The 20,014-nt window shown below is 27.8% G+C and carries 19 protein-coding genes; 11 read left to right on the top strand and 8 right to left on the bottom strand.

Going from position 1 to position 20,014, the window contains the following annotated elements; genetic code table 11:
- From LXD69_RS13215 to LXD69_RS13205, 3 genes are read left to right on the top strand one after another with little or no spacing between them, the layout of a single operon-like run.
- The gene (locus LXD69_RS13215; protein ID WP_246915755.1) at window positions 1–465 is read left to right on the top strand and encodes a hypothetical protein; all 465 of its coding nucleotides are present in this window, start codon (window positions 1–3) and stop codon (window positions 463–465) included.
- Between the two features lie 7 nt (window positions 466–472).
- Window positions 473–931, top strand: coding sequence for a pantetheine-phosphate adenylyltransferase (gene coaD, locus LXD69_RS13210; RefSeq protein ID WP_045966989.1), 459 nt, complete (start codon window positions 473–475; stop codon window positions 929–931).
- A gap of 2 nt (window positions 932–933) precedes the next feature.
- Window positions 934–1,704: a hypothetical protein gene (locus LXD69_RS13205; RefSeq protein ID WP_052705083.1), complete on the top strand. Its 771-nt coding sequence runs from the start codon at window positions 934–936 to the stop codon at window positions 1,702–1,704.
- A 145-nt stretch (window positions 1,705–1,849) separates the two neighbouring features.
- On the opposite strand, the gene LXD69_RS13200 is transcribed toward LXD69_RS13205, so the two are convergent.
- Window positions 1,850–2,785 (bottom strand): protein-glutamine glutaminase family protein, encoded by a 936-nt coding sequence (locus tag LXD69_RS13200; RefSeq protein ID WP_246915754.1) that lies wholly within the window; start codon window positions 2,783–2,785, stop codon window positions 1,850–1,852.
- A 359-nt stretch (window positions 2,786–3,144) separates the two neighbouring features.
- Here LXD69_RS13200 and LXD69_RS13195 point away from each other — a divergent pair, with 359 nt between their 5' ends.
- The 6 genes from LXD69_RS13195 (at window position 3,145) to LXD69_RS13170 (ending at window position 8,551) form a co-directional block, all read left to right on the top strand.
- Complete coding sequence (locus tag LXD69_RS13195) at window positions 3,145–4,680, top strand: SulP family inorganic anion transporter (protein ID WP_246915753.1); 1,536 nt, start codon at window positions 3,145–3,147, stop codon at window positions 4,678–4,680.
- 524 nt (window positions 4,681–5,204) lie between these two features.
- Window positions 5,205–5,678 carry a glycosyl-4,4'-diaponeurosporenoate acyltransferase CrtO family protein gene (locus LXD69_RS13190; protein WP_246915752.1) on the top strand — a complete coding sequence of 158 codons (474 nt, stop codon included), beginning with the start codon at window positions 5,205–5,207 and terminating at the stop codon, window positions 5,676–5,678.
- A 119-nt stretch (window positions 5,679–5,797) separates the two neighbouring features.
- Window positions 5,798–6,379 carry a hypothetical protein gene (locus LXD69_RS13185; RefSeq protein ID WP_246915751.1) on the top strand — a complete coding sequence of 194 codons (582 nt, stop codon included), beginning with the start codon at window positions 5,798–5,800 and terminating at the stop codon, window positions 6,377–6,379.
- Between the two features lie 170 nt (window positions 6,380–6,549).
- Window positions 6,550–7,452 (top strand): class A beta-lactamase, subclass A2, encoded by a 903-nt coding sequence (gene bla / locus LXD69_RS13180; protein WP_246915750.1) that lies wholly within the window; start codon window positions 6,550–6,552, stop codon window positions 7,450–7,452.
- 213 nt (window positions 7,453–7,665) lie between these two features.
- Window positions 7,666–8,157, top strand: a complete 492-nt coding sequence (locus LXD69_RS13175) for a GNAT family N-acetyltransferase (protein ID WP_246915749.1) — start codon at window positions 7,666–7,668, stop codon at window positions 8,155–8,157.
- Between the two features lie 43 nt (window positions 8,158–8,200).
- The gene (locus LXD69_RS13170) at window positions 8,201–8,551 is read left to right on the top strand and encodes a hypothetical protein (protein WP_246915748.1); all 351 of its coding nucleotides are present in this window, start codon (window positions 8,201–8,203) and stop codon (window positions 8,549–8,551) included.
- A gap of 216 nt (window positions 8,552–8,767) precedes the next feature.
- On the opposite strand, the gene LXD69_RS13165 is transcribed toward LXD69_RS13170, so the two are convergent.
- On the bottom strand, window positions 8,768–9,403 hold the full coding sequence (locus tag LXD69_RS13165) for a class I SAM-dependent methyltransferase (protein ID WP_246915747.1): 636 nt from the start codon (window positions 9,401–9,403) through the stop codon (window positions 8,768–8,770).
- A 129-nt stretch (window positions 9,404–9,532) separates the two neighbouring features.
- Here LXD69_RS13165 and LXD69_RS13160 point away from each other — a divergent pair, with 129 nt between their 5' ends.
- Window positions 9,533–10,420, top strand: a complete 888-nt coding sequence (locus LXD69_RS13160; RefSeq protein WP_246915746.1) for an alpha/beta hydrolase fold domain-containing protein — start codon at window positions 9,533–9,535, stop codon at window positions 10,418–10,420.
- A 578-nt stretch (window positions 10,421–10,998) separates the two neighbouring features.
- Here LXD69_RS13160 and LXD69_RS13155 read toward each other — a convergent pair.
- The 3 genes from LXD69_RS13155 to LXD69_RS13145 all read right to left on the bottom strand — a co-directional run bounded on the left by LXD69_RS13155 (window position 10,999) and on the right by LXD69_RS13145 (window position 14,472).
- The gene (locus LXD69_RS13155) at window positions 10,999–12,396 is read right to left on the bottom strand and encodes a DEAD/DEAH box helicase (RefSeq protein WP_246915745.1); all 1,398 of its coding nucleotides are present in this window, start codon (window positions 12,394–12,396) and stop codon (window positions 10,999–11,001) included.
- Window positions 12,397–12,843: 447 nt separating this feature from the next.
- Complete coding sequence (locus LXD69_RS13150) at window positions 12,844–14,184, bottom strand: radical SAM/SPASM domain-containing protein (protein ID WP_246915744.1); 1,341 nt, start codon at window positions 14,182–14,184, stop codon at window positions 12,844–12,846.
- Between the two features lie 81 nt (window positions 14,185–14,265).
- Window positions 14,266–14,472: a hypothetical protein gene (locus LXD69_RS13145; protein WP_246915743.1), complete on the bottom strand. Its 207-nt coding sequence runs from the start codon at window positions 14,470–14,472 to the stop codon at window positions 14,266–14,268.
- 186 nt (window positions 14,473–14,658) lie between these two features.
- Between LXD69_RS13145 and LXD69_RS13140 the strand changes: the two genes are divergently transcribed.
- Window positions 14,659–16,365, top strand: coding sequence for a M14 family metallopeptidase (locus LXD69_RS13140; RefSeq protein ID WP_246915742.1), 1,707 nt, complete (start codon window positions 14,659–14,661; stop codon window positions 16,363–16,365).
- Window positions 16,366–16,416: 51 nt separating this feature from the next.
- Here the strand turns inward: LXD69_RS13140 and LXD69_RS13135 are convergent, their stop codons facing one another.
- From LXD69_RS13135 to LXD69_RS13125, 3 genes are read right to left on the bottom strand one after another with little or no spacing between them, the layout of a single operon-like run.
- Window positions 16,417–18,390, bottom strand: a complete 1,974-nt coding sequence (locus tag LXD69_RS13135; protein ID WP_246915741.1) for a heavy metal translocating P-type ATPase — start codon at window positions 18,388–18,390, stop codon at window positions 16,417–16,419.
- Window positions 18,391–18,448: 58 nt separating this feature from the next.
- Window positions 18,449–18,736, bottom strand: a complete 288-nt coding sequence (locus tag LXD69_RS13130; RefSeq protein WP_246915740.1) for a heavy metal-binding domain-containing protein — start codon at window positions 18,734–18,736, stop codon at window positions 18,449–18,451.
- Window positions 18,737–18,776: 40 nt separating this feature from the next.
- Entirely contained in the window at window positions 18,777–20,006 is a 1,230-nt protein-coding gene (locus LXD69_RS13125; protein ID WP_045966961.1) for an efflux RND transporter periplasmic adaptor subunit, read from the bottom strand.
- Window positions 20,007–20,014: the final 8 nt, after the last annotated feature.

Genomic DNA, 20,014 nt, shown 5'->3' with positions numbered 1-20,014 from the left:
ATGCTGAAAAATCTAATCCTTTTCTTTTTTATTACTGTACAGTTTACCTTTGCACAGGAAAAAACAATTCCACAAAACCAAATAACAGCTATAAAAGACGCTTACAACTGGACAGAAGAAGAATATATTATTATCAACTATCGTTTTCCTAAAGATTATTGTTCTTATGAAAATTATGGTGAATTAGAAAAGAGTTATACTTGGTTAACAAATAAAGTATACACTAAAGTAAATCCAGAAAACCATCGAAACATTTTTGTATATGCTGATAAATTAGCCGCGAAAAAAATACTTGATAACAAAACACATTATGATGATATAGGTTTTTATTTCTTAAAAAACTTCTTTGACAAAAAAGGAAATTGTTACGGTGTTTTAATCATTAATAAAAATGGACAATACAAATACATTTTAGGTGAATATTCATATATAGATATTCAAAACATAACCGACTCTTTAAAATAATTTTATCATGAGAAAAGCTATTTTCCCTGGATCTTTTGACCCTATAACTAACGGACATTTTGATATTATTAAACGTGGTGTTTCACTATTTGACGAAATAATTGTTGCAATAGGTGTAAATGCTGAAAAAAAATACATGTTTTCACTTGAAGAACGCAAACACTTTATAGAAGAAGCCTTTAAAGACGAACCCAAAGTAAGAGTAATTACTTATCAAGGACTTACTATAGATTTGTGCAAAAAAGAAAATGCCGAATTTATTTTAAGAGGACTTCGAAATCCAGCCGATTTTGAATTTGAAAAAGCAATTGCACATACTAATAGAAGTTTATCGAAAATTGAAACCGTTTTCCTTTTAACGGCTGCTCGCACTTCTTATATTTCATCTAGTATTGTGAGAGATGTTCTGAGAAACGGTGGAGATATAACCAAACTAGTTCCTCAATCGGTAATTGTTAAAAAGTAAATATGTATATTAGAAAAGTTGTTTTAGCATTATTATTTTTATTAAGTATTATAAGCTGTGATAAATCGAATAAAATAAAAAATGCAGATTATCTAACTTTAGATGAGCAAAAGGCATTAGATAATACCGATACTATAAATACAATTGCAACAAGTAGAAATCTAACAACTACATCAAATAAAGTAATTCTTACTGGATTAGACAGTATTCGTTTAATTTCTATATATAAAATTAAACCCGAAGCAGACAAAAATATAAATTACTACGAAGATAGTAGTTACTATAACTATAGAGATGATGATGAAAACTATAAATATTTTATGCCTGGAATGGATGTTATAAATGGATATAATTTAATAAACATTGCTCATTATAATTTAGCTAATGAAAAAAGCAGCTTTCTATTCAAAAAACCTGTCTTAATAAAAACAGTCTATTATCCTGGTGTTAGAAAAGATTCTTTAAAAAACAAACCCATTCATCGTGATTATTTCATGGTTTCAGTTTATGATGAAGACACAAATAACGATACATTAATCAATAAAAAAGACTTACGAAAATTATATCACTTTGATAAATTAAATACTAAAAAAACTCAATTAATTCCTTCTGATTATGGCGTCATTAAATCTACTTATGATTATAAAAATGATATCATGTACATTTATGCCAAACAAGACACTAATAAAAACGGAACAGGAGATAAAAATGAAGCTATGCATATTTTTTGGATAAATCTAAACGATCCAAAAGAGGCAAAAAAAATATTATAGAAACTTAGTGCGTAAATTTCACATTTAAATATCAGAATAGCTTTGTCAAAAATTAAAATTTTAACAAAGCCATTAATATTATTACAGCTCAATTATGTATTTGATATACTACTAATTAGATTTTACACAAATAAAACAACTAGTATTAAAAAGAACAGCTAGTTTGTCTATATCTATAATTAGCCAAAGTACTATAAGTATCTGTATAGTTATTATCATATTGTGTATAATTTGAAACATAATCATAATAATACACGCTAGAATTTTGATAACTTGTTGTAGCAACAGTACCTCCGTTATATTTCATTTTATTCAACCAAGTTGTAATGGTTACAGGTTGATTAAATAAAGAAGGGTCAATTACATTCCAAACACCATTAACAGAAATTAAAGGAGCTACATGATACCTCCATGCAATACCACATACTCCAGTAGACGAAGTATTTACTTTTAAATTTCCATAAGCAAAAATCTTATAACAATCTTTACTAGCATAATTCATGTGTTGTCTCATCATGTGGGCTCTTGCATAACAACCATCATTTGCATATTGAAATGGAATACACAAATTTTGATTGTTTATAGCACAACTTTTATTTTTCATAGCATTAAAAAAGTTGACTGCTTCAGTTGTTGTGAAATCAAAACTAGAAGCTTTTTGAGTTGAAACCTTCCTATTTAAATCCTCAATAGTTTTAAATGGTGTTTCATCATATTTCACATTTAAATTCCAATTCTTTTCTTCACTATTTGAAATTTTAACTACAGAAATTATTCTTTCTGGCTCATTTTCATCAAAATAAATTTTAATTGGAGTTCCGTTTGAAATACTTTCTTTAATATCATTAAGATATGGGCTATCATTTTCTACATAAGAAGCACCCGCTTTTATTCCACAATAAAAAAAAGTTTTGGAAGTTGAAACTTCACAATCGTCACACTTTTTGATTAGACCTATTATATAATCATCAGAAGTTTGTGGATTTACTTCTTGAGGATTCTTTTCCTGTTCATTGTTACAGGATCCTAGTACAATTGCCAAACCTAATAGTAAGGTTAGCTTTAAAAGATTTTTTTTCATATTATCTATTTGTTTGTTTATTATAACGCAATGTACCAAACAAAACCAATAGTTAAGTGGCAGGTTTTCTGTAATTTATTCAAAAAATAAAATTTTATAACAATCATACCTTATTTTGTTTAATTTATTGGAATTTTAGAAAAAATTAAACTATGAAATCAATAAAGAGAATTGTTTTTATCCCATTTTAAACATCAATCTATTAGTTGTTTCCTTATTTTTTTAAATGGAATATACTTATCAACTAAAAATTAACCTCTTAAAATATAAAGAACTAAAAACACATTAAAACACTATGCTGCTCCTTAAATTTGAAAACCTTACCTTTGCCGCTTAATTTTTTCAAAGCTCAAATTCTAATGCAAAAAGTACTCAATCTATTCGATTTTAAACAAAAAGTAGATTACAGAACCGAAATTTTAGCCGGATTAACAGTGGCTATGACTATGATTCCCGAATCATTATCTTTTGCTATCCTAGCAGGCTTCCCTCCTCTTGTAGGATTATATGGTGCTTTTATCATGGGATTAATCACTGCTGTTTTAGGTGGACGTCCTGGATTAATTTCTGGTGGTGCTGGTGCTACAGTTATTGTTTTAATTGCTTTAATGAAATCCAATGGTTTAGAATATGTTTTTGCTGCGGTAGCCATGGCTGGAATCATCCAAATTATAGTTGGTTTACTAAAACTTGGTAAGTTTATCCGATTAGTACCACAACCCGTAATGTTTGGATTTGTTAATGGATTAGCCGTTATCATTTTTATGTCTCAATTGGAACAATTCAAAACAGTTATCAATGGAAATAAAGAATGGTTAACAGGTTCTCCTCTCTTTATTATGGCAGGATTAGTAGCTCTAACAATTGCCATAATTTTAATTTTACCAAAATTTACAAAAGCTATTCCAGCTTCTTTAGTCGCTATTATAGTGGTTTTTGCAGTAGTACTAGTTTTTAATATTGATACAAAACAAGTTATAGATATTGCCTCTGTAAGTGGAAGCTTACCTCCTTTTCATATTCCTGAAATTCCATTTACATTAGAAACATTAAAGATTATATTACCTTATGGATTAATCATGGCGGCAGTTGGTTTAACAGAAGGCTTATTAACCTTAAATTTAGTCGATGAAATCACTGGAACAAAAGGAAATAGCAACCGTGAATGTTTAGCGCAAGGAACCGCTAATATTGCCAATGGTTTTTTCTTTGGAATGGGTGGTTGTCCTATGATTGCCCAAACTTTAGTCAACTTATCATCAGGATCAAGAGCTAGATTATCAGGAATAGTAGCGGCTTTAACCATTTTAGTAATTATCCTAGTAGGTGCACCTGTAATTGAATTATTACCTATGGCTGCTTTAACAGGCGTTATGATTATGGTTGCCATTGGAACTTTTGAATGGGCTAGTTTTAAAGCCTTTACCAAAATGCCAAAACATGATATCTTCGTAATGCTTGTAGTAACATTAATTACTGTTTTTTTACACAATTTAGCTTTAGCCGTTTTAATTGGAGTAATAATTTCAGCTTTAGTATTTGCTTGGGAAAGTGCGAAACGCATTCGTGCTAGAAAATATATCGATGAAAATGGAGTCAAACACTATGAATTATACGGACCTTTATTTTTTGGTTCGACAACCGCTTTTTCAGAAAAATTTGATGTACAAAACGATCCAAGTGAAGTAATTATCGATTTTGCAGAAAGTAGAATTACAGATATGAGTGCCATTGATGCAGTTAACAAAATTACAGAACGCTATGCTGCTGTTGGTAAAAAAGTACATCTAAAACACTTAAGTAATGACTGCGTAGAATTACTTAAAAATGCAGAAGCCATTATCGATGTAAATATTATGGAAGATCCTACTTATAAGGTAGTTCCTGGAAAATAGTATAAAGAATATTAAACAATTCCAAATCAAATATTTGAAAGCTTAATATTATATAACTCATTTCTTAAACCTTGTTAAAAAGTTAAAAGTATTCTAAAAAATTAAACTCCAAAAACAAGTTTGCTTTGTATCAAATTAAACAAACTTAAAAAATTATGAAAAAATTACTTTTAGTAGCTGTAATTGCAGTATTTGGATTAACAACTATCAATGCTCAAAATATCAAATTTAATATTAAATGAGGTCTTAATTTTACAAATATTAGTGGAGAATACTAATAGATTAGAACTTGTTCAGCTTTAAATTTTGGAATCATGAGTGAAATTTCTATTACAGACAAATTTTGTTTTCAAACTGAAATTTTATATTCTAGACAAGGATATAGTTTTAAAAAAGGTTGACTTTGGTGTTAATGCTTGGAATAGGATATAAACTAGAGAACGGACTTTATCTTTTAAAATTTTATTCTAAATTTACGCAACAACTGCAAACAGTCTAATATTTTTACAATTTGAAAACAACTTATGATTAAATATTTGACATTCGGAGTATCAGTATCATTTATCTCTTGGATAATTGGAATGATTTTTAATGGTATTATAATGAAAACTGAATACTACAAAAAAATATCAAACCTAAATTTTATTGAGAATAAAAATATTGGGATTGAATACTTTAAATGGATTGTAAAAAATACCTTTTTCAAATTCTTCAATCAAAAAATTAAGTTGACTAATAAAACCGAATTGGTTGAAATACGAAAAGAGATGACAATTGCTGAAATAAGTCATCTAATTGGATTTATATTTGTAACTGTTATTGCCATATATAAAAGTATTTCTCACAACTATTTATTTGGATTAACAATAATGTTTGTAAATATTTTAATGAATTTATATCCTTCATTATTGCAACAAGAGAACAAAAGACGAATTGACAAACTTATCAAAAGGAAAAAAAATACTATACTACATTTAAGAGATGAAACCCCAAATTAATCACTTAATAAATACAATCTATTTAAAGTTAAGTGAATCAACCTTACAGAAAGGGTTATACAACTCTGAATCAACCAAATAAATATTCTGAATTTTGTCTAAACTTTAAAAGAAATATTATGGCAACGTCAGAAACAAAAAGCAACAATGTACTTGAACAGTTCTTAAATGATTTTTTAGATTTAACATCTGGTTATACTAAAAAAGCAATTGATTATGCAAATGATGAAGATGAAAAAGCTGTTATTAGAGCATTCTCTCCTACTTTAATTAGTCAAGTAACCGAACTAAATAAGTATGTAAAAGAGAGTGTTGAGCAATCTTCAAGACAACAAATTAAAGAAGTAAATCAAATTATAAATATTACTTCTGGAATCTCTCTTGTACAAAATGCGAAAGGAATTTTCCCTAGTTTAGGATCACTTTTTGGAAAATTAGGACTTTCAAGAATTGTAAAAGAGATTAAAAAAATATTTCGAATGATTTTAGAAGCATTAGGAATAAAACTACCTAAATGGTTAGATGCATTATTAAATATTATTGATGAAATTTTTGATGCAATAGGCTCTGCTGGTTCTGCAAAATTAGCAACTACTTTTTCAATTCAAGAACAAAACTATTTAGCAGAATTAACACAATTAGCTAAACTTCAACAAGCAAATCAATTTAGATTTCTAGAAAATGATGAAGATGAAATATAATGCTATTAACGGTTTATAAAAACAGAAACGATTTAGATATTTATTTTAAGTCGTTTTCTTAATTTTGTAAATTGATAAACAAAATAATAGCTTATACCAATTATAAACTATTACAAATTATTGAATATTAATTACTTTTTGTCAATCACTTAAAAATATTTAAAACAACAATGATTAAGACATTTCGCTTTACAACTTTACTAATTCTATATCTCTCTTGTCAGACTTTTGCTCAAACAATAGAACCATTACGACAAAAAATACAAAAAATAGTTGCAACAAAAAATGCCACTATTGGAATTTCAATAATTGGAAATAATGCAAAAGATACTTTATCTATTAATGGAGACAAACACCTGCCAATGCAAAGTGTATATAAATTTCCTATTGCTCTAGCTGTACTTTCAGAAGTTGACAAAGGAAAATTATCTTTAAATCAAAAAATAAATATTACAAAAGAAGATTTACATCAAAATACATGGAGTCCTATTCGAGAAAAATATCCTAATGGAACAACATTATCGTTATCTGAGGTTATTAAATACACAGTATCTGACAGTGACAATATTGGTTGCGATATATTATTAAAACTCTTGGGAGGAACAAAAAAAGTTGAAGACTATTTCTACTCAATAAATTTTAAAAATATTTCAATAAAAGCAACAGAAGAAGAAATGCACAAAGAATGGAATGTGCAATTTCAAAACTGGATAACACCTAAAGCCGCAAGTGAGTTATTAGAATTATTTTATTATAACAAGAAAAAATTACTTTCTAAAGAAAGCCATAATTTTATTTGGAAAGTGATGTCAGAAACTTGGACAGGAAATAAAAGATTGAAAGGAAAATTGCCAATAGGAACAATTGTTGCTCACAAAACGGGAACTTCAGATACAAACAGTGAAGGATTAACTCCAGCAGTAAATGACATTGGTATTGTATTTACAAAAAATGGACACTTTTTTATTAACATTTTTGTAACAAACTCAAAAGAAAGTACAGAAACAAACGAAAAAATAATTGCTGATATTGCAAAACTAACTTGGGATTATTTCGAAGCAAAAAACAAATAAAATTACCATTTATAGACACTTTTATTCATTCATATAACAAAACACATTACTATTATAATCATAAAAAATAACTCCTTCTCTATTTAAAAATAAGCTTAATCAGTTCTGATATTTTTCTAAAAGATAGTTTTATATTTGTAATACTTTATGTATAAATTATAACACAACAGTGAATTAATTATTACAAACTAATAGTTAATAAAAATTAAAACTTTGGATAATAAAATTAAATTAGAAAAATTCAATGAAAAAGATTTTCTTTATTTTTTTCAATTGGTTAACAATGAAAAAGTAATGGAAATGATTACTGAACGAGCAATTGAAGTAGATGAAGCAAAAATTGATTTTGAGAAGTTAATTAAAAAAAATAAAATTAATGAACATTTTGGAAGTTTTAAAGTATTCAACGCTGAAACTAACGAATTTATCGGATTAGCAAAACTTGAAATTAAAGAAAAGAATAGTCCAGAAGTTGAACTTGGCTATATGATTCTTCCTAAATATTGGGGAAAAGGAATTGGAAATAAAATTGGAGAACAATTAATAAAAATTGGGAGAAATCAAGAATCAATTCAACGAATTTTTGCAATTATAGATCCTAAAAATTTAGCATCAAGAAAAATATTAACAAACAATGGATTTACATCAAAAGAATTTAAAGATTTTGATGGGCTTCCTGGTGAAATTCTAGAACTAACACTATAAAAAGTTAAACTATTTCAATAAAAATTGAATCTATTCTAATTCTATGGAAAGCAAAAAATATAAATACCATTTTCGTCCCGAATATAATTCTAAAAATTTATTAATTGCTTTTATTAGTGGCGTTGAGAATGAAAATTTTATATCTGATTTATTTAATTCAATTATAGAAATAAATCCAAAAATTACAGAAATTAGCGATCTTTGGATGAATGATGAATATTTATTTGAAATTGATTCAGATATGGGAACATTTTTATATTCAAAAGACATTTGGGACTTAGCTTTCTTAATGTCTAAAGATAATCAAGAATGTTTACACAAAATAAACTCTATTCTATCAAAAGATAAAAAATTTGAAAAAGTCGAAGTGAATTTTAATACTTACAAATCCTAACCTACTATACTTTAAGTAACATCCAAAATATGAAACTGATAATGAACGAAAACAAACTTGGGAAGAAGCTTTATTTACATTTGATAAAATGAAAGAAACTTATTTAAAATATGATTATAAAATGATTGAAGTTTTAAAAGACAGCATTGAAAACAGAAAGAACTTTATACTCGATATAATAAAAAATAAATCATCATTTTAATATCAATAGTAAAATCATCTCTCAAAAATAATTAGCTTATCCTTTACCTCTACACTTTTAAATTGTAGCTTTTCCTGTATCCAATCTAATGTTTTTTCTTGATAAATAAAAACATGAGTTAAATCATTTTTGTAATACCAATTTTCAAAAGGTATTTGATTTTTAAAAAGTTCTGTTTTACAATACAATTTCCCATTAGGTAAAAGCATAGAATGTAGTAATGCAAATTCTTTTAAAGGTTCATGAAAATGTTCCATCACTTCACAGCAAGAAATATAATTATATTTTTGAATTAATCGTTCTGGTACATTTTCAAAAAATATATCATAATTCTCAACTTGATATTCTTTTTCTTTTAGCATTTTAGAAATGACTGGTCCTGTTCCTGAGCCAAAGTCTAGTCCTTTGTCTTCTGGAGAAAAATCGCTAAGAATTTGATTCACTATTGGAGCAACAAAGTTTTGGTAACCAATATCATTCACATCATTATTATGTTGTTCGTAATGATTCTTTTCTGTAAAAGCATCATAAAAAGTATGCTTAGGTCTAAAAATACCTTGACAAGTATCACATCTGTGAAATAAATGATGTGGTTTTTCGCAAAAAACCGTTGCAGTTGAATTACATAATAAACACTTTTCTTTTTGCATATTTTATTGAACCTATTTATCGTTCTTATGCGAATGTATTAAAAAAATATAACTTTAAATTCAGACATAAACGGTATGGCTTTATATGTTGTTTTTTTAATATATTTACCTATAATTGAAATACTAGTCATGAAACAAAGCTTAAGCTATTATATTACTTTGCTAGTTATAAAACTAAAAGGTATTAAAAAAAAATTTAGTCAAGACCCAATTGATTATAAACAAATAAGAAAAGAAGATATTCACCATCCTAAAGAGGCTTTTTTTAGAAAAAGTAATGTAGCACGTTTTTCCATTTTAAAAACCCAAATCACCGAAATACAACAAAATGAAACTAGTACTAAACTGCTTCTATTTATTCATGGAGGTGCTTTTATTTCAGGTCCTGCAAAACATCATTGGGACACTATTAAAGAAATAGTAAAACAAACCAATCACAACGTTTGGATGTGTGATTACCCAAAAGCCCCTGAAAACAAGATTCAAGAAATATCAGAAAATATAGATTTAGTATACAAAACTGCACTAGAAAAGTATTCCTCAAAACAAATTACACTTATAGGTGATTCTGTAGGAGGAACTTTGGTTACCGCTTTAATTCAAAGATTAATTGAGAAGAATAGCGAATTACCCAATAAGATTATACTCGTTTCACCTGTAATGGATGCAACTATGTCACATCCGCAAATAGACAAAATAGAAGCCATTGATCCTATGTTGTCTAAAAAGGGTGTCCTAAGTGCTAAAAAAATGTGTGCTACAAATAATGACTTAAACAATGTAATGTTATCTCCTATAAATGGTAGTTTTAACGGATTTCCAAACACTATTTTATTTTTAGCTAAAAATGACATTACGTATCCTGACCAAAAAATAGTCGTTCAGAAATTAACTGAAGCCCAAAATACTATTGAAGTTATTGAAGGAAAAAATATGCCTCACATTTGGCCTTATCTACCGGTTATGAAAGAGGCAAAAACAGCTTTAAAACAAATTATAGCGCAATTGAATGATTAAACTCTTCAAAATTTCATTAATACGATTTATTTCTCTCACTAAATATTACAAGTATTCGATAAGGTATTTCGATGAATAAAAAAAATAGGTTTAAAACAAAAGGAATAATTATTACAGTTTTTAAAACTGACTCGTTACAATTCGCTAAATTCAGTATTCTATACAAATTCTGATTAAAATATAATATTGGATTATTGAAATAAGTAATATTACTTTCTAATTGAAAAAACTGAAGCCAAAATAAAGTATTTAAAAGAACTAACAGTACTAAAGTAAATTTATTATGAACTACAAAGCAAAGCAATAATAAATAAAGAAATACATTTCTAAAAGAAATTAAACACTGAAAGTTACTTTCATTTAAACATAATCCAAAATTTACTAATAAGGATATAACAATTGAAATAATTGCAAAATATTTTATAAAAACTGAAAAATGTCTCATTTAAAACAAATTAAAGCGCAATTGAATGACTAGAAAAACTTTAAGTTTACTGAATTTTAACCAGTAAGGAATTAAGAAAATTAAGACTTAATGAAACTTAATCTCTTAATGGTTCAAAAAGAAAAAAAATTAATTATCTCCTATTATTCTCTTTTCTAGAAGTAAATTTCGGATGTGTTTCCACATCTTCCTCTTCTTTTTTCATCACTTGTCTTGCAACTTCAATTTTATACTTTTTCCCTTTCATTTTCTCGTCCTTAATTTTGGTAAGTAACTCTTTTACTTTCGTATAACGAACAGCTACAAACGAAATAAAATCTTTCACTTCAATTAAACCAATATCGTCTTTTTCTAGTTCTCCTTTTTGAGAAAGAAAACCAACAATATCAAACTTATTCAACTTATTCTTTTTCCCTCCACTAATATAAAGGGTTTGAAAAATAGGAGCTTTAGGTAACGATTTCGCATTAGAAACATCTAATCTTCGTTTCCCATAATCAAAATAGTCTGTTTTTTTCTCCGTTTCATGAATAATTACATAAGCCGTTCCTGTTGCAAGCATACGAGCTGTACGACCGTTTCTATGCGTAAACTCATCTTCTTTGGAAGGCAAATGATAATGAATTACATGTTTCATTTCTGGTATATCCAAACCACGTGCACCTAAATCGGTTGTAATTAAAAACGAAACACTTCCGTTTCTAAATTGTATTAAAGCACGTTCACGTTCGTCTTGATCTAAACCACCATGATAAAAAGTGGAAAGTACTCCTTTTGAAAGCAACATATCGTAAATACGTTCTACCGCTTCTCGATGATTACAAAAAATAATAGCCGATTCTGAATTTAACGAGCAAATCAATTGAAAAAGCGATTCCAATTTATCTTTTGATTTCGAAAAAACAATACGAGTGTCTAAATTTACATTTTGTTTATCCTCTTCAATAAAATCAAGAATAGTTGGGTTAACCACTTTTGTATATTTTGGTATCTCAACTCCGGAAGTAGCCGAAACCAAAACACGTTTATTTAATTTGGTTAGTTTTCCAATGATATAAGACATTTCTTCATGAAAACCTAGTTGTAAAGATTTATCAAATTCGTCTAAAACTAATGTCTTTACATTTTCAGTCTGAAAACTTCCTCTATCCAAGTGATCAGCAATTCTTCCTGGTGTTCCAATTAATAATGCAGGTGGATTACTTAAATTATTAATCTCGGTATCAATTGAATGACCACCATAACACATATTTACTTTATAATGAGTTCCCATTTTTTTCCAAACTTGTTCAATTTGCAAACCTAATTCACGAGAAGGAACTAAAATTACAGTTTGTACACCTTTTATTTCTTCTTCCAACATTTGGAAAATAGGCAATAAAAAAGCTAATGTTTTGCCTGAACCAGTTGGAGAAAGTAATAAAACATTCGCATCATTTAAAATAGCATTTTGAGCTACTTCTTGCATTTCGTTTAGTCTTTGAAGGTCTAAATTCAAAAGAACATTATTGGAAAGTGGATTTCTATTCATCTGGCAAAGATAGGCTTTGATTTACGATTTCCGAATTTTGATATTCAATTAATTGAAGAATGTATTTTTTCCTTACATTTGAGAAAATAATCACAGTGAAAAAGTTTCTTTATCAATATTTTTTATGCCCAAAATGATTCTATTATTGTTTCATGGCTAAATAAAAATGTAACCGTTTTTGAATATACTCAATCAAAAATAATATTTAATTCAAATTTAACACAAACATTTAATGATAAAAGAATCTTTGACCTTGTATAAAATGATCTTATTCTTGAAAGCTTTAGCAAGCTTTATACCATGGATAAAAAAATGTAACACTATTTTTCATCTTTAATTAATCAAGTACTAATTTTATACAAAAATCAGTACTTGATAGTATCCCTATAGCCTCCTCAATAATTTAGTTTTAATTTTAAAACATCAATCATTTAATATAATTAAGTTTCATTTTTTTTCATTTTTTTTTATGAAATAATCTAATAGTAATCTATCTTTATAATTAGACTTAAATGTAGGGCAAGCAGGGGTTCCTTCATGCCAAAGTTTAGGGCATCCGCCTCCACATACAGGTAAATGATTACATGTTTTACACCAAGTTTTTCCAGAATCTAAAACATCATCCCAATTACGTAATGTTGCATTTTTATTATAAGTTTCTTCAGTATCAAATAAATTTCCTATTAAACTATCTCCTTTAGCATATTCAGAGTATGGAAACTCCCAGCAAGCATATATATTTCCATAAGCATCCCAAACTTCATCATTTTTATTTTGAACCATACAAACACTATACGATCTTTGAGGTAAAATATTATTAATACGAATCTTATATTCATAACATTTAAATAACCATTCTATTTCTTTCTGTGCAAAGAAATCAAGAGAAAGAGATTCTTTACCAGCATCATTACCTCCAAAATCAGTTATAGGTGCAAAATAAATTGATATTTTATCTTGTAATCCAAGTTCTTTAATCAATTCTATTAAAGGATCAACATATTGATAATTAGTTTTATCAATGTTTACCCTTATAGAAATATTACACTTATAATTTGAATAAGTCTCTGTACTAGTAACATCAACAATATTTTTCATTATAAGATCAAAAGTAGGCTCACCTTTTTTTGTTATTCTTCTTGTATCATGACTTTCAGAAGTACCATCTAATGTGATCTGATAATCTGTTATATTACATTCTCTAACTAATTGTTCAAATAACTTAGGTTTTAGACTAAGACCATTGGTTATCATATTTGAAATATATGTAAAGTTTCTTACTTTACATACTTCAATCATTTTTTTTGATGCTTTTATTATTGAAGAATATCCCATTAATGGTTCTCCTCCATACCATGTAATTGAAAGACCATTGTAAACTTCATTTTTTGAAAACACATTTTCTATTCTTTCAACATATTTATTAATGACATTCTCATTCGCAGTATCTTTAGAATGTGTTTGCCCGCAATAATGACAACCTAATTGACAATTAGCTGTTGGTTGGATAGTCATCGATAGAAAATTAACCTTATCCCTTGCTTCCTTATTTGTACTAATTACATAATTGAATTCATTTTCATCTACAGGTATTATAAATTCTTTTTCAACTAATGTGTTAAAAATTTTTTTATTCATCCCCGAAAAATCATTTGTAATAGCCTTTTGATATAATTCTTCTTCTACTAAAATTGAAGTAGATGAACGAGTAGAGAATATAATACGTTTATTCTTCATATCTACTTCACTTAATTCGTCAGTAGCAATATGGTATTTTGAAAATTTCATTAATCTAATTTAAAGTTTTACAATACAAATTCAGTAAATAAATTTAGAGGAGTAGTTCTAAAACGTCTCCTCTAAAATAAATTAAGGTTCAATAGGGGTCCCTGGATCAGTGATCTCTTTACTACTATAAGTCCCACATGAAGTAAGGTGTGGACACGAACCATTATATGTAGTACATGATTCTAAAACTGAACATGCTCCACCAACTATTGAACGGGCTTGTTGCACTGTGATTACTTCAAAATCTTCATTTTTGAATGATTCTTTTCTAAACTTGTCTTTAAACATAAAATTAAAATTAAATTAATAAACAAATCTAAACAATAAAAATACATTTCTTACTTATATAATATAAGAAATATAAACTTTTTTTAGTTTGACTAAAATAGTTTAATGCAAAAATTAAAATATCGTTTTTTAGTGTAACTTTATTTTTTACTAAAAAGCTAGAAAAATATTAAAAAATAAAACTACATGAAAAAACTACTATTCTTTCTCTTAACCTCATCTTTAATTATAGCACAAAATTTACAAACTCCTTTCGAAAATGGAAATGGAAATCAATCTACTACTTATGAAGATTGTATTGCTTATTATAAGACTTTAGCTAGCCTATTTAATACTATTCAGATAGAAGAAATGGGTTTAACAGACAGTGGAGAACCTTTACATATTGTTACTTTCTCACAAAATACTAGTTTTGATTATTATCAAAATAAAGCTGTTATTTTAATTAATAATGGTATTCATCCTGGTGAACCAGATGGTATTGATGCTACAATGATGTATTTCAGAGATTTAGCAACTGCTAAAATAAAAGTACCTAAAAACACTATTATTGTAACTATTCCTGTTTATAATATTGGAGGAAGTTTGAACCGTAATTCACATTCGAGAGCCAATCAAAATGGACCTGAAGAATATGGATTTAGAGGAAATGCTCGTAACTATGATTTAAATAGAGATTTTATAAAATCAGATTCTAAAAATTCGAGAAGTTTTCAAGAGATTTTTCATTTAGTTAATCCAGATATGTTTATTGACAATCATGTTTCTAATGGTGCTGACTATCAATACACATTTACTTGTATTGCTACTCAGCATGAACGTTTAGGCGGGAAATTGGGAGAATTTTATAAAAATGAAATGCATCCAAGTATCATGAAAGATTTGAAAAAGAAAAAAATAGAAAGTGTTCCTTATGTTAATGTTCATGGTGATAAACCAGATGATGGTTTTGCTCAGTTTATGGACTCTCCACGCTATGCAACAGGCTATACAACTTTGTTTAATTCGCTTGGTTCTGTTCCAGAAACACACATGTTAAAACCGTATAAAGATAGAGTTCATGTTACGTATGAGTATATGGTTAGTACAGTTAATTATGTAGATGCTAATTATCAAAAAATAAAAAAACTAAAATCGGAAAACCTGAAGAACTATAAAGTTGGAATGAAATATCCATTACAATGGGAAATTGATTCTAGCAAAGTTTCTAAGATTGAATTTAAAGGATACAAAGGTGATTATAAACCTAGTGAAATATCAGGTAAAAATCGTTTATATTATGATAAAAAACAGCCTTTTACTAAAAAAATACCTTTTTATAATGATTATAAAGCTACGAAAGAAGTCGTAATTCCTGAATATTATGTGGTTTCAAAATCACAATGGCCCATTTTAGATTTATTAAAATTGAATGCTATAGAAATGAAAGCCCTTTCAAATGATACTATAATAGAAGTAGAAAGCTATAAAATAACGGCTTATGAAACTTCAAGATACTCTTATGAAGGTCACTACGGTCATTATAATACTAAAGTTTCTAAATCTATAGAAAAAATAGCCTTTAGAAAAGGTGATTTTTTAATTAAAACGCAACAAAAAGGAGTTAAATATTTACTTGAAACATTAGAACCTGAAGCGATTGATAGTTATTTCAACTGGAATTTCTTTGACCCTATTTTACAGCAAAAAGAATATTTTTCAGCCTATGTTTTTGAAGATTTAGCGAAAGCTTTTTTAGATAAAAACCCTACTATAAAAGCCGAATTCGACGCTAAAAAACAAACTGACAAGGCTTTTGCTGAAAACGGAACAGCTCAATTAGATTGGGTTTATAAACATTCTCCATATTATGAAAAAGCCCACTTGCAATATCCTGTTTATAGAATAAAATAGTTAAAAATATTATTATAAGCCTCAGATTTTTATACCTGAGGCTTATATAATTTAAAATTTCATTCTTTGAATTCTAACTGCATTTAAAATAGCTAATAAAGCAACACCTACATCCGCAAAAACAGCTTCCCACATAGTTGCTAAACCACCAGCTCCTAAAACTAGAACAATTGCTTTAACTCCAAATGCTAAAATAATATTTTGCCAAACAATTTTTTTAGTTTGTTTTCCTATAGCAATAGCCATTGGTATTTTACTTGGTTTATCATCTTGAATGACTATATCTGCTGTTTCAATTGTAGCATCACTTCCTAATCCTCCCATTGCAATTCCTACATTACTTAAAGCTACTACTGGTGCATCATTTACTCCATCCCCTACAAAAGCTACTGTTTCGTTCTTTGCAATAATTTCTTTAACTTTATTTACTTTATCTTCTGGTAATAAATCTCCAAAGGCATTTTTAATGTTTAATGTTTTGGCTACAAATTGTACAACTGAACTTTTATCGCCACTTAACATAGTTGATTTTATTCCTAATGTCTCAAGCTTATTAATTGTAGATGAAGCATCTTCTTTTATACTATCGGCAATAGTTATATATCCTATAAATTCATTACCATAAGCAATAGCAATAGTGGTATATACAATACTCGCTGGATCAATATCATAAGAAATAGAAAATTTATCCATTAATTTAAAATTACCAACTAATATTTCTTTGTTATTAATAGTTGCTTTTAAACCATGACCTGCGATTTCTTCTACATTTTCAAGTTGTATAGTCGTATCTATTTCTCCAACAAATTCATGAATAGCTGTGGCAACAGGATGTGTACTATGATTTTCTAATGTATTTACTATTTGTAAAATTTCATTTTTATTAGATTCTGATTTTAAAACAACTTCTTGAACTTTAAAAACGCCTTCTGTCATGGTTCCTGTTTTATCCATAACCACATTTTGAATTGTAGCCAAAATGTCTAAGAAGTTGCTTCCTTTCACTAGAATACCGTTTTTACTTGCTGCTCCAATTCCTCCAAAATAACCTAATGGAATACTAATTACCAAAGCACAAGGGCAAGAAATTACTAAAAAGACTAAAGCTCTATATAACCATTGACTAAAGATATAGTCTTGAACAAATAAAATAGGCAACAAGCATATTAAAATGGCTAAAACAACCACAATTGGAGTATAAATTTTAGCAAACTTTCTTATGAATAATTCCGTTGGTGCTTTTCTAGAAGAAGCATCTTGAACCATTTCTAAAATTTTAGATAATTTACTATCTGAATAAGCTGTTGTCACTTTTATTTGAGAAACAGTATTTAGATTTATCATTCCTGCTAATACAATATCTTCTTTCTTTTTAGTATCAGGTTTACTCTCTCCTGTTAAAGCAGCAGTATTAAAGGAAGCTAATTCTGATATTAAAACGCCATCTAATCCTACTTTTTCTCCTGGTTTTAATTGGATGATTTGTCCGATTTTTACAGTTTCTGATTTTACCGTTGTAGTTTTATTGTTTTCATCTAAAATAGTAACCTCATCTGGACGTTGATCTAATAAGCTTTTTATATTTGTTTTAGCTCTAGTAATAGCTAAACTTTGAAATACTTCTCCAACAGTATAAAAAAGCATAACTGCAACCCCTTCAGGATATTCTTCTATTGCAAAAGCTCCAAGTGTTGCAATCGACATTAGAAAAAATTCTGAAAACACATCTCCTTTTTTTATACTAATTAAAGCTTCTTTTAGTACAGGAAATCCAACGGGTAAATAAGCAATACTATACCATAGTATTCTTGTCCAGCCAGAAAACCATGACTGAGGAAAATAATTATCAAAACATATTCCTATTATAAGTAATACAAATGAAACTATTGCTGGCAAAAACATTTTAAAAGTGCTCTCATTACCATTTGAATGATCATGATTATGATCGCTTTCTTCTTTATGATTATGATTTACTTTTGTTTCATTTGAACAACAATCAGTGGAATTAATATTGTTTGAAATCATAATAATTTAGGTTTAAAATAGCACTTGGAATTAAAAAGTAATTCCAAGTGCATTATTATTAATGATTATGTCCTTCGTGACCTTCTTCAGAATGATTATGTCCTTCAGTATTTTTTTCTACTTCAACCAAATCCATTTTGCAAACAGGGCAAGCTCCTTTTTCTTCATAAACTTTCCCTTTTTCACAATCCATAGGACATACATAATGGGCAAGGTGCATCTCTCCTTCTGTGTGATCATGACCTGTGTGATCTTCTGTTGTTTCTACTTTCTTTTCTTCATTTTTACATGATGTCATTGATAATGTTGCAACAGCAAATACCATAATTGCAATTGATTTTCTCATTTTTCTTGTCTTTAAAAATTTATAAATATATTTAGTGTTCTTAATGTGAATGTCCTCCACCACCTTCATTTTTGATTAAGTGACTTTGAATATAATAAGCTCCTTTAAGAGCTATTTTTGCATTTTTATCTACTTTTTGCAATAATGATGCTTGTACATAACCTAATTGGTTTGTTCCTGTTTTCACTTCTATTCGTTGAAAATGAAACGTTTTTTCTTTTTTGGTTGATTCATCTATATTTTCCTCTAAAATAAAAATAAATTCTTTACCATCGGCTTTTACTATAGCATCAATTGGTAAAGCACTTACTGCATTGGTTCCAATATCTATTAAAGCATTTACATACATTCCTGAAATAAGTCTTTGTTCTTTATTAATAATATCGGCATGAACCGCTATTGATTTGGTATCATTTTCAAATGCTTTTCCTACACTAAAAATTTTTCCTTTAACCTCAGCATTATCTTGATTTGTTAATATAAATCGTACTTGTTGTCCTTCTTTTACTTTATATAAATCTTTTTCATAGACTAATAAGTCAACATGTAATTTTGAATTATCTACAATAGATAATAATGGTTTTCCTATTTCCACATTACTACCTATTTTAATATATATTTCGGTTACATAACCTGAAATAGGTGCAACAACGCTTACAACTGAAGTAGTTTGTCCGCTTGCGTTAATATTAAATACATTGAGTTGTTTTTGCAAAGAGCTAAAACGAGCTTTTTCTATTTCATAATCTGCTTTTGTTTTTTGAAATACTTTTTTAGAATTCACTTCTTCATCATTCAATGTTTTTTGTCTTTCAAATTCTAATTTTAAAAATTCTAAATTGCTCTTTGAAGTAAGATACGCTTCTTGCAACTTTGTAAATTCTGGACTTTCAATAGTTATTATTGTTTGCCCTTTTTTTACATATTGCCCTTCTTCTATTAAAATTGATTTTACGATTCCTGTGGTATGAACTGAGACATCTGCTTGATTTTGTGGAGGCAATTTTGTATATCCATTAGCATTAATTACTTCACTTAAATTTTTTAAAGAAAAAGTTCCTAATTCAATATTTGCAGCTTTAAATTGAGCTTCATTTAGTTCTACTTCTTTAATATTTGATACTGACTCTTCTGCTAAAGTTTCTGTTTCATCATGGCTATGCCCATCATGATTATGTCCGTCATTTTCAGTATGACGAAAAGCAAAATAAAGAATTATAGCAAGTGTAGCAATAGCAAGTATTATATATATGATTTTTGATTTTTTCATTTCTAATG

Origin of the sequence: Flavobacterium sediminilitoris (genome assembly GCF_023008245.1) — a bacterium.
Lineage (GTDB): Bacteria > Bacteroidota > Bacteroidia > Flavobacteriales > Flavobacteriaceae > Flavobacterium > Flavobacterium sediminilitoris.
This window is presented reverse-complemented; position numbering and strand designations above follow the sequence as displayed.

Coding starts and splice junctions, on each gene's coding strand:
- LXD69_RS13215 (WP_246915755.1), top strand. CDS start 1: ATGCTGAAAAATCTAATCCTTTTCTTTTTTATTACTGTACAGTTTACC.
- coaD (WP_045966989.1), top strand. CDS start 473: ATGAGAAAAGCTATTTTCCCTGGATCTTTTGACCCTATAACTAACGGA.
- LXD69_RS13205 (WP_052705083.1), top strand. CDS start 934: ATGTATATTAGAAAAGTTGTTTTAGCATTATTATTTTTATTAAGTATT.
- LXD69_RS13200 (WP_246915754.1), bottom strand. CDS start 2,785: ATGAAAAAAAATCTTTTAAAGCTAACCTTACTATTAGGTTTGGCAATT.
- LXD69_RS13195 (WP_246915753.1), top strand. CDS start 3,145: ATGCAAAAAGTACTCAATCTATTCGATTTTAAACAAAAAGTAGATTAC.
- LXD69_RS13190 (WP_246915752.1), top strand. CDS start 5,205: ATGATTAAATATTTGACATTCGGAGTATCAGTATCATTTATCTCTTGG.
- LXD69_RS13185 (WP_246915751.1), top strand. CDS start 5,798: ATGGCAACGTCAGAAACAAAAAGCAACAATGTACTTGAACAGTTCTTA.
- bla (WP_246915750.1), top strand. CDS start 6,550: ATGATTAAGACATTTCGCTTTACAACTTTACTAATTCTATATCTCTCT.
- LXD69_RS13170 (WP_246915748.1), top strand. CDS start 8,201: ATGGAAAGCAAAAAATATAAATACCATTTTCGTCCCGAATATAATTCT.
- LXD69_RS13165 (WP_246915747.1), bottom strand. CDS start 9,403: ATGCAAAAAGAAAAGTGTTTATTATGTAATTCAACTGCAACGGTTTTT.
- LXD69_RS13160 (WP_246915746.1), top strand. CDS start 9,533: ATGAAACAAAGCTTAAGCTATTATATTACTTTGCTAGTTATAAAACTA.
- LXD69_RS13155 (WP_246915745.1), bottom strand. CDS start 12,396: ATGAATAGAAATCCACTTTCCAATAATGTTCTTTTGAATTTAGACCTT.
- LXD69_RS13150 (WP_246915744.1), bottom strand. CDS start 14,184: ATGAAATTTTCAAAATACCATATTGCTACTGACGAATTAAGTGAAGTA.
- LXD69_RS13145 (WP_246915743.1), bottom strand. CDS start 14,472: ATGTTTAAAGACAAGTTTAGAAAAGAATCATTCAAAAATGAAGATTTT.
- LXD69_RS13140 (WP_246915742.1), top strand. CDS start 14,659: ATGAAAAAACTACTATTCTTTCTCTTAACCTCATCTTTAATTATAGCA.
- LXD69_RS13135 (WP_246915741.1), bottom strand. CDS start 18,390: ATGATTTCAAACAATATTAATTCCACTGATTGTTGTTCAAATGAAACA.
- LXD69_RS13130 (WP_246915740.1), bottom strand. CDS start 18,736: ATGAGAAAATCAATTGCAATTATGGTATTTGCTGTTGCAACATTATCA.
- LXD69_RS13125 (WP_045966961.1), bottom strand. CDS start 20,006: ATGAAAAAATCAAAAATCATATATATAATACTTGCTATTGCTACACTT.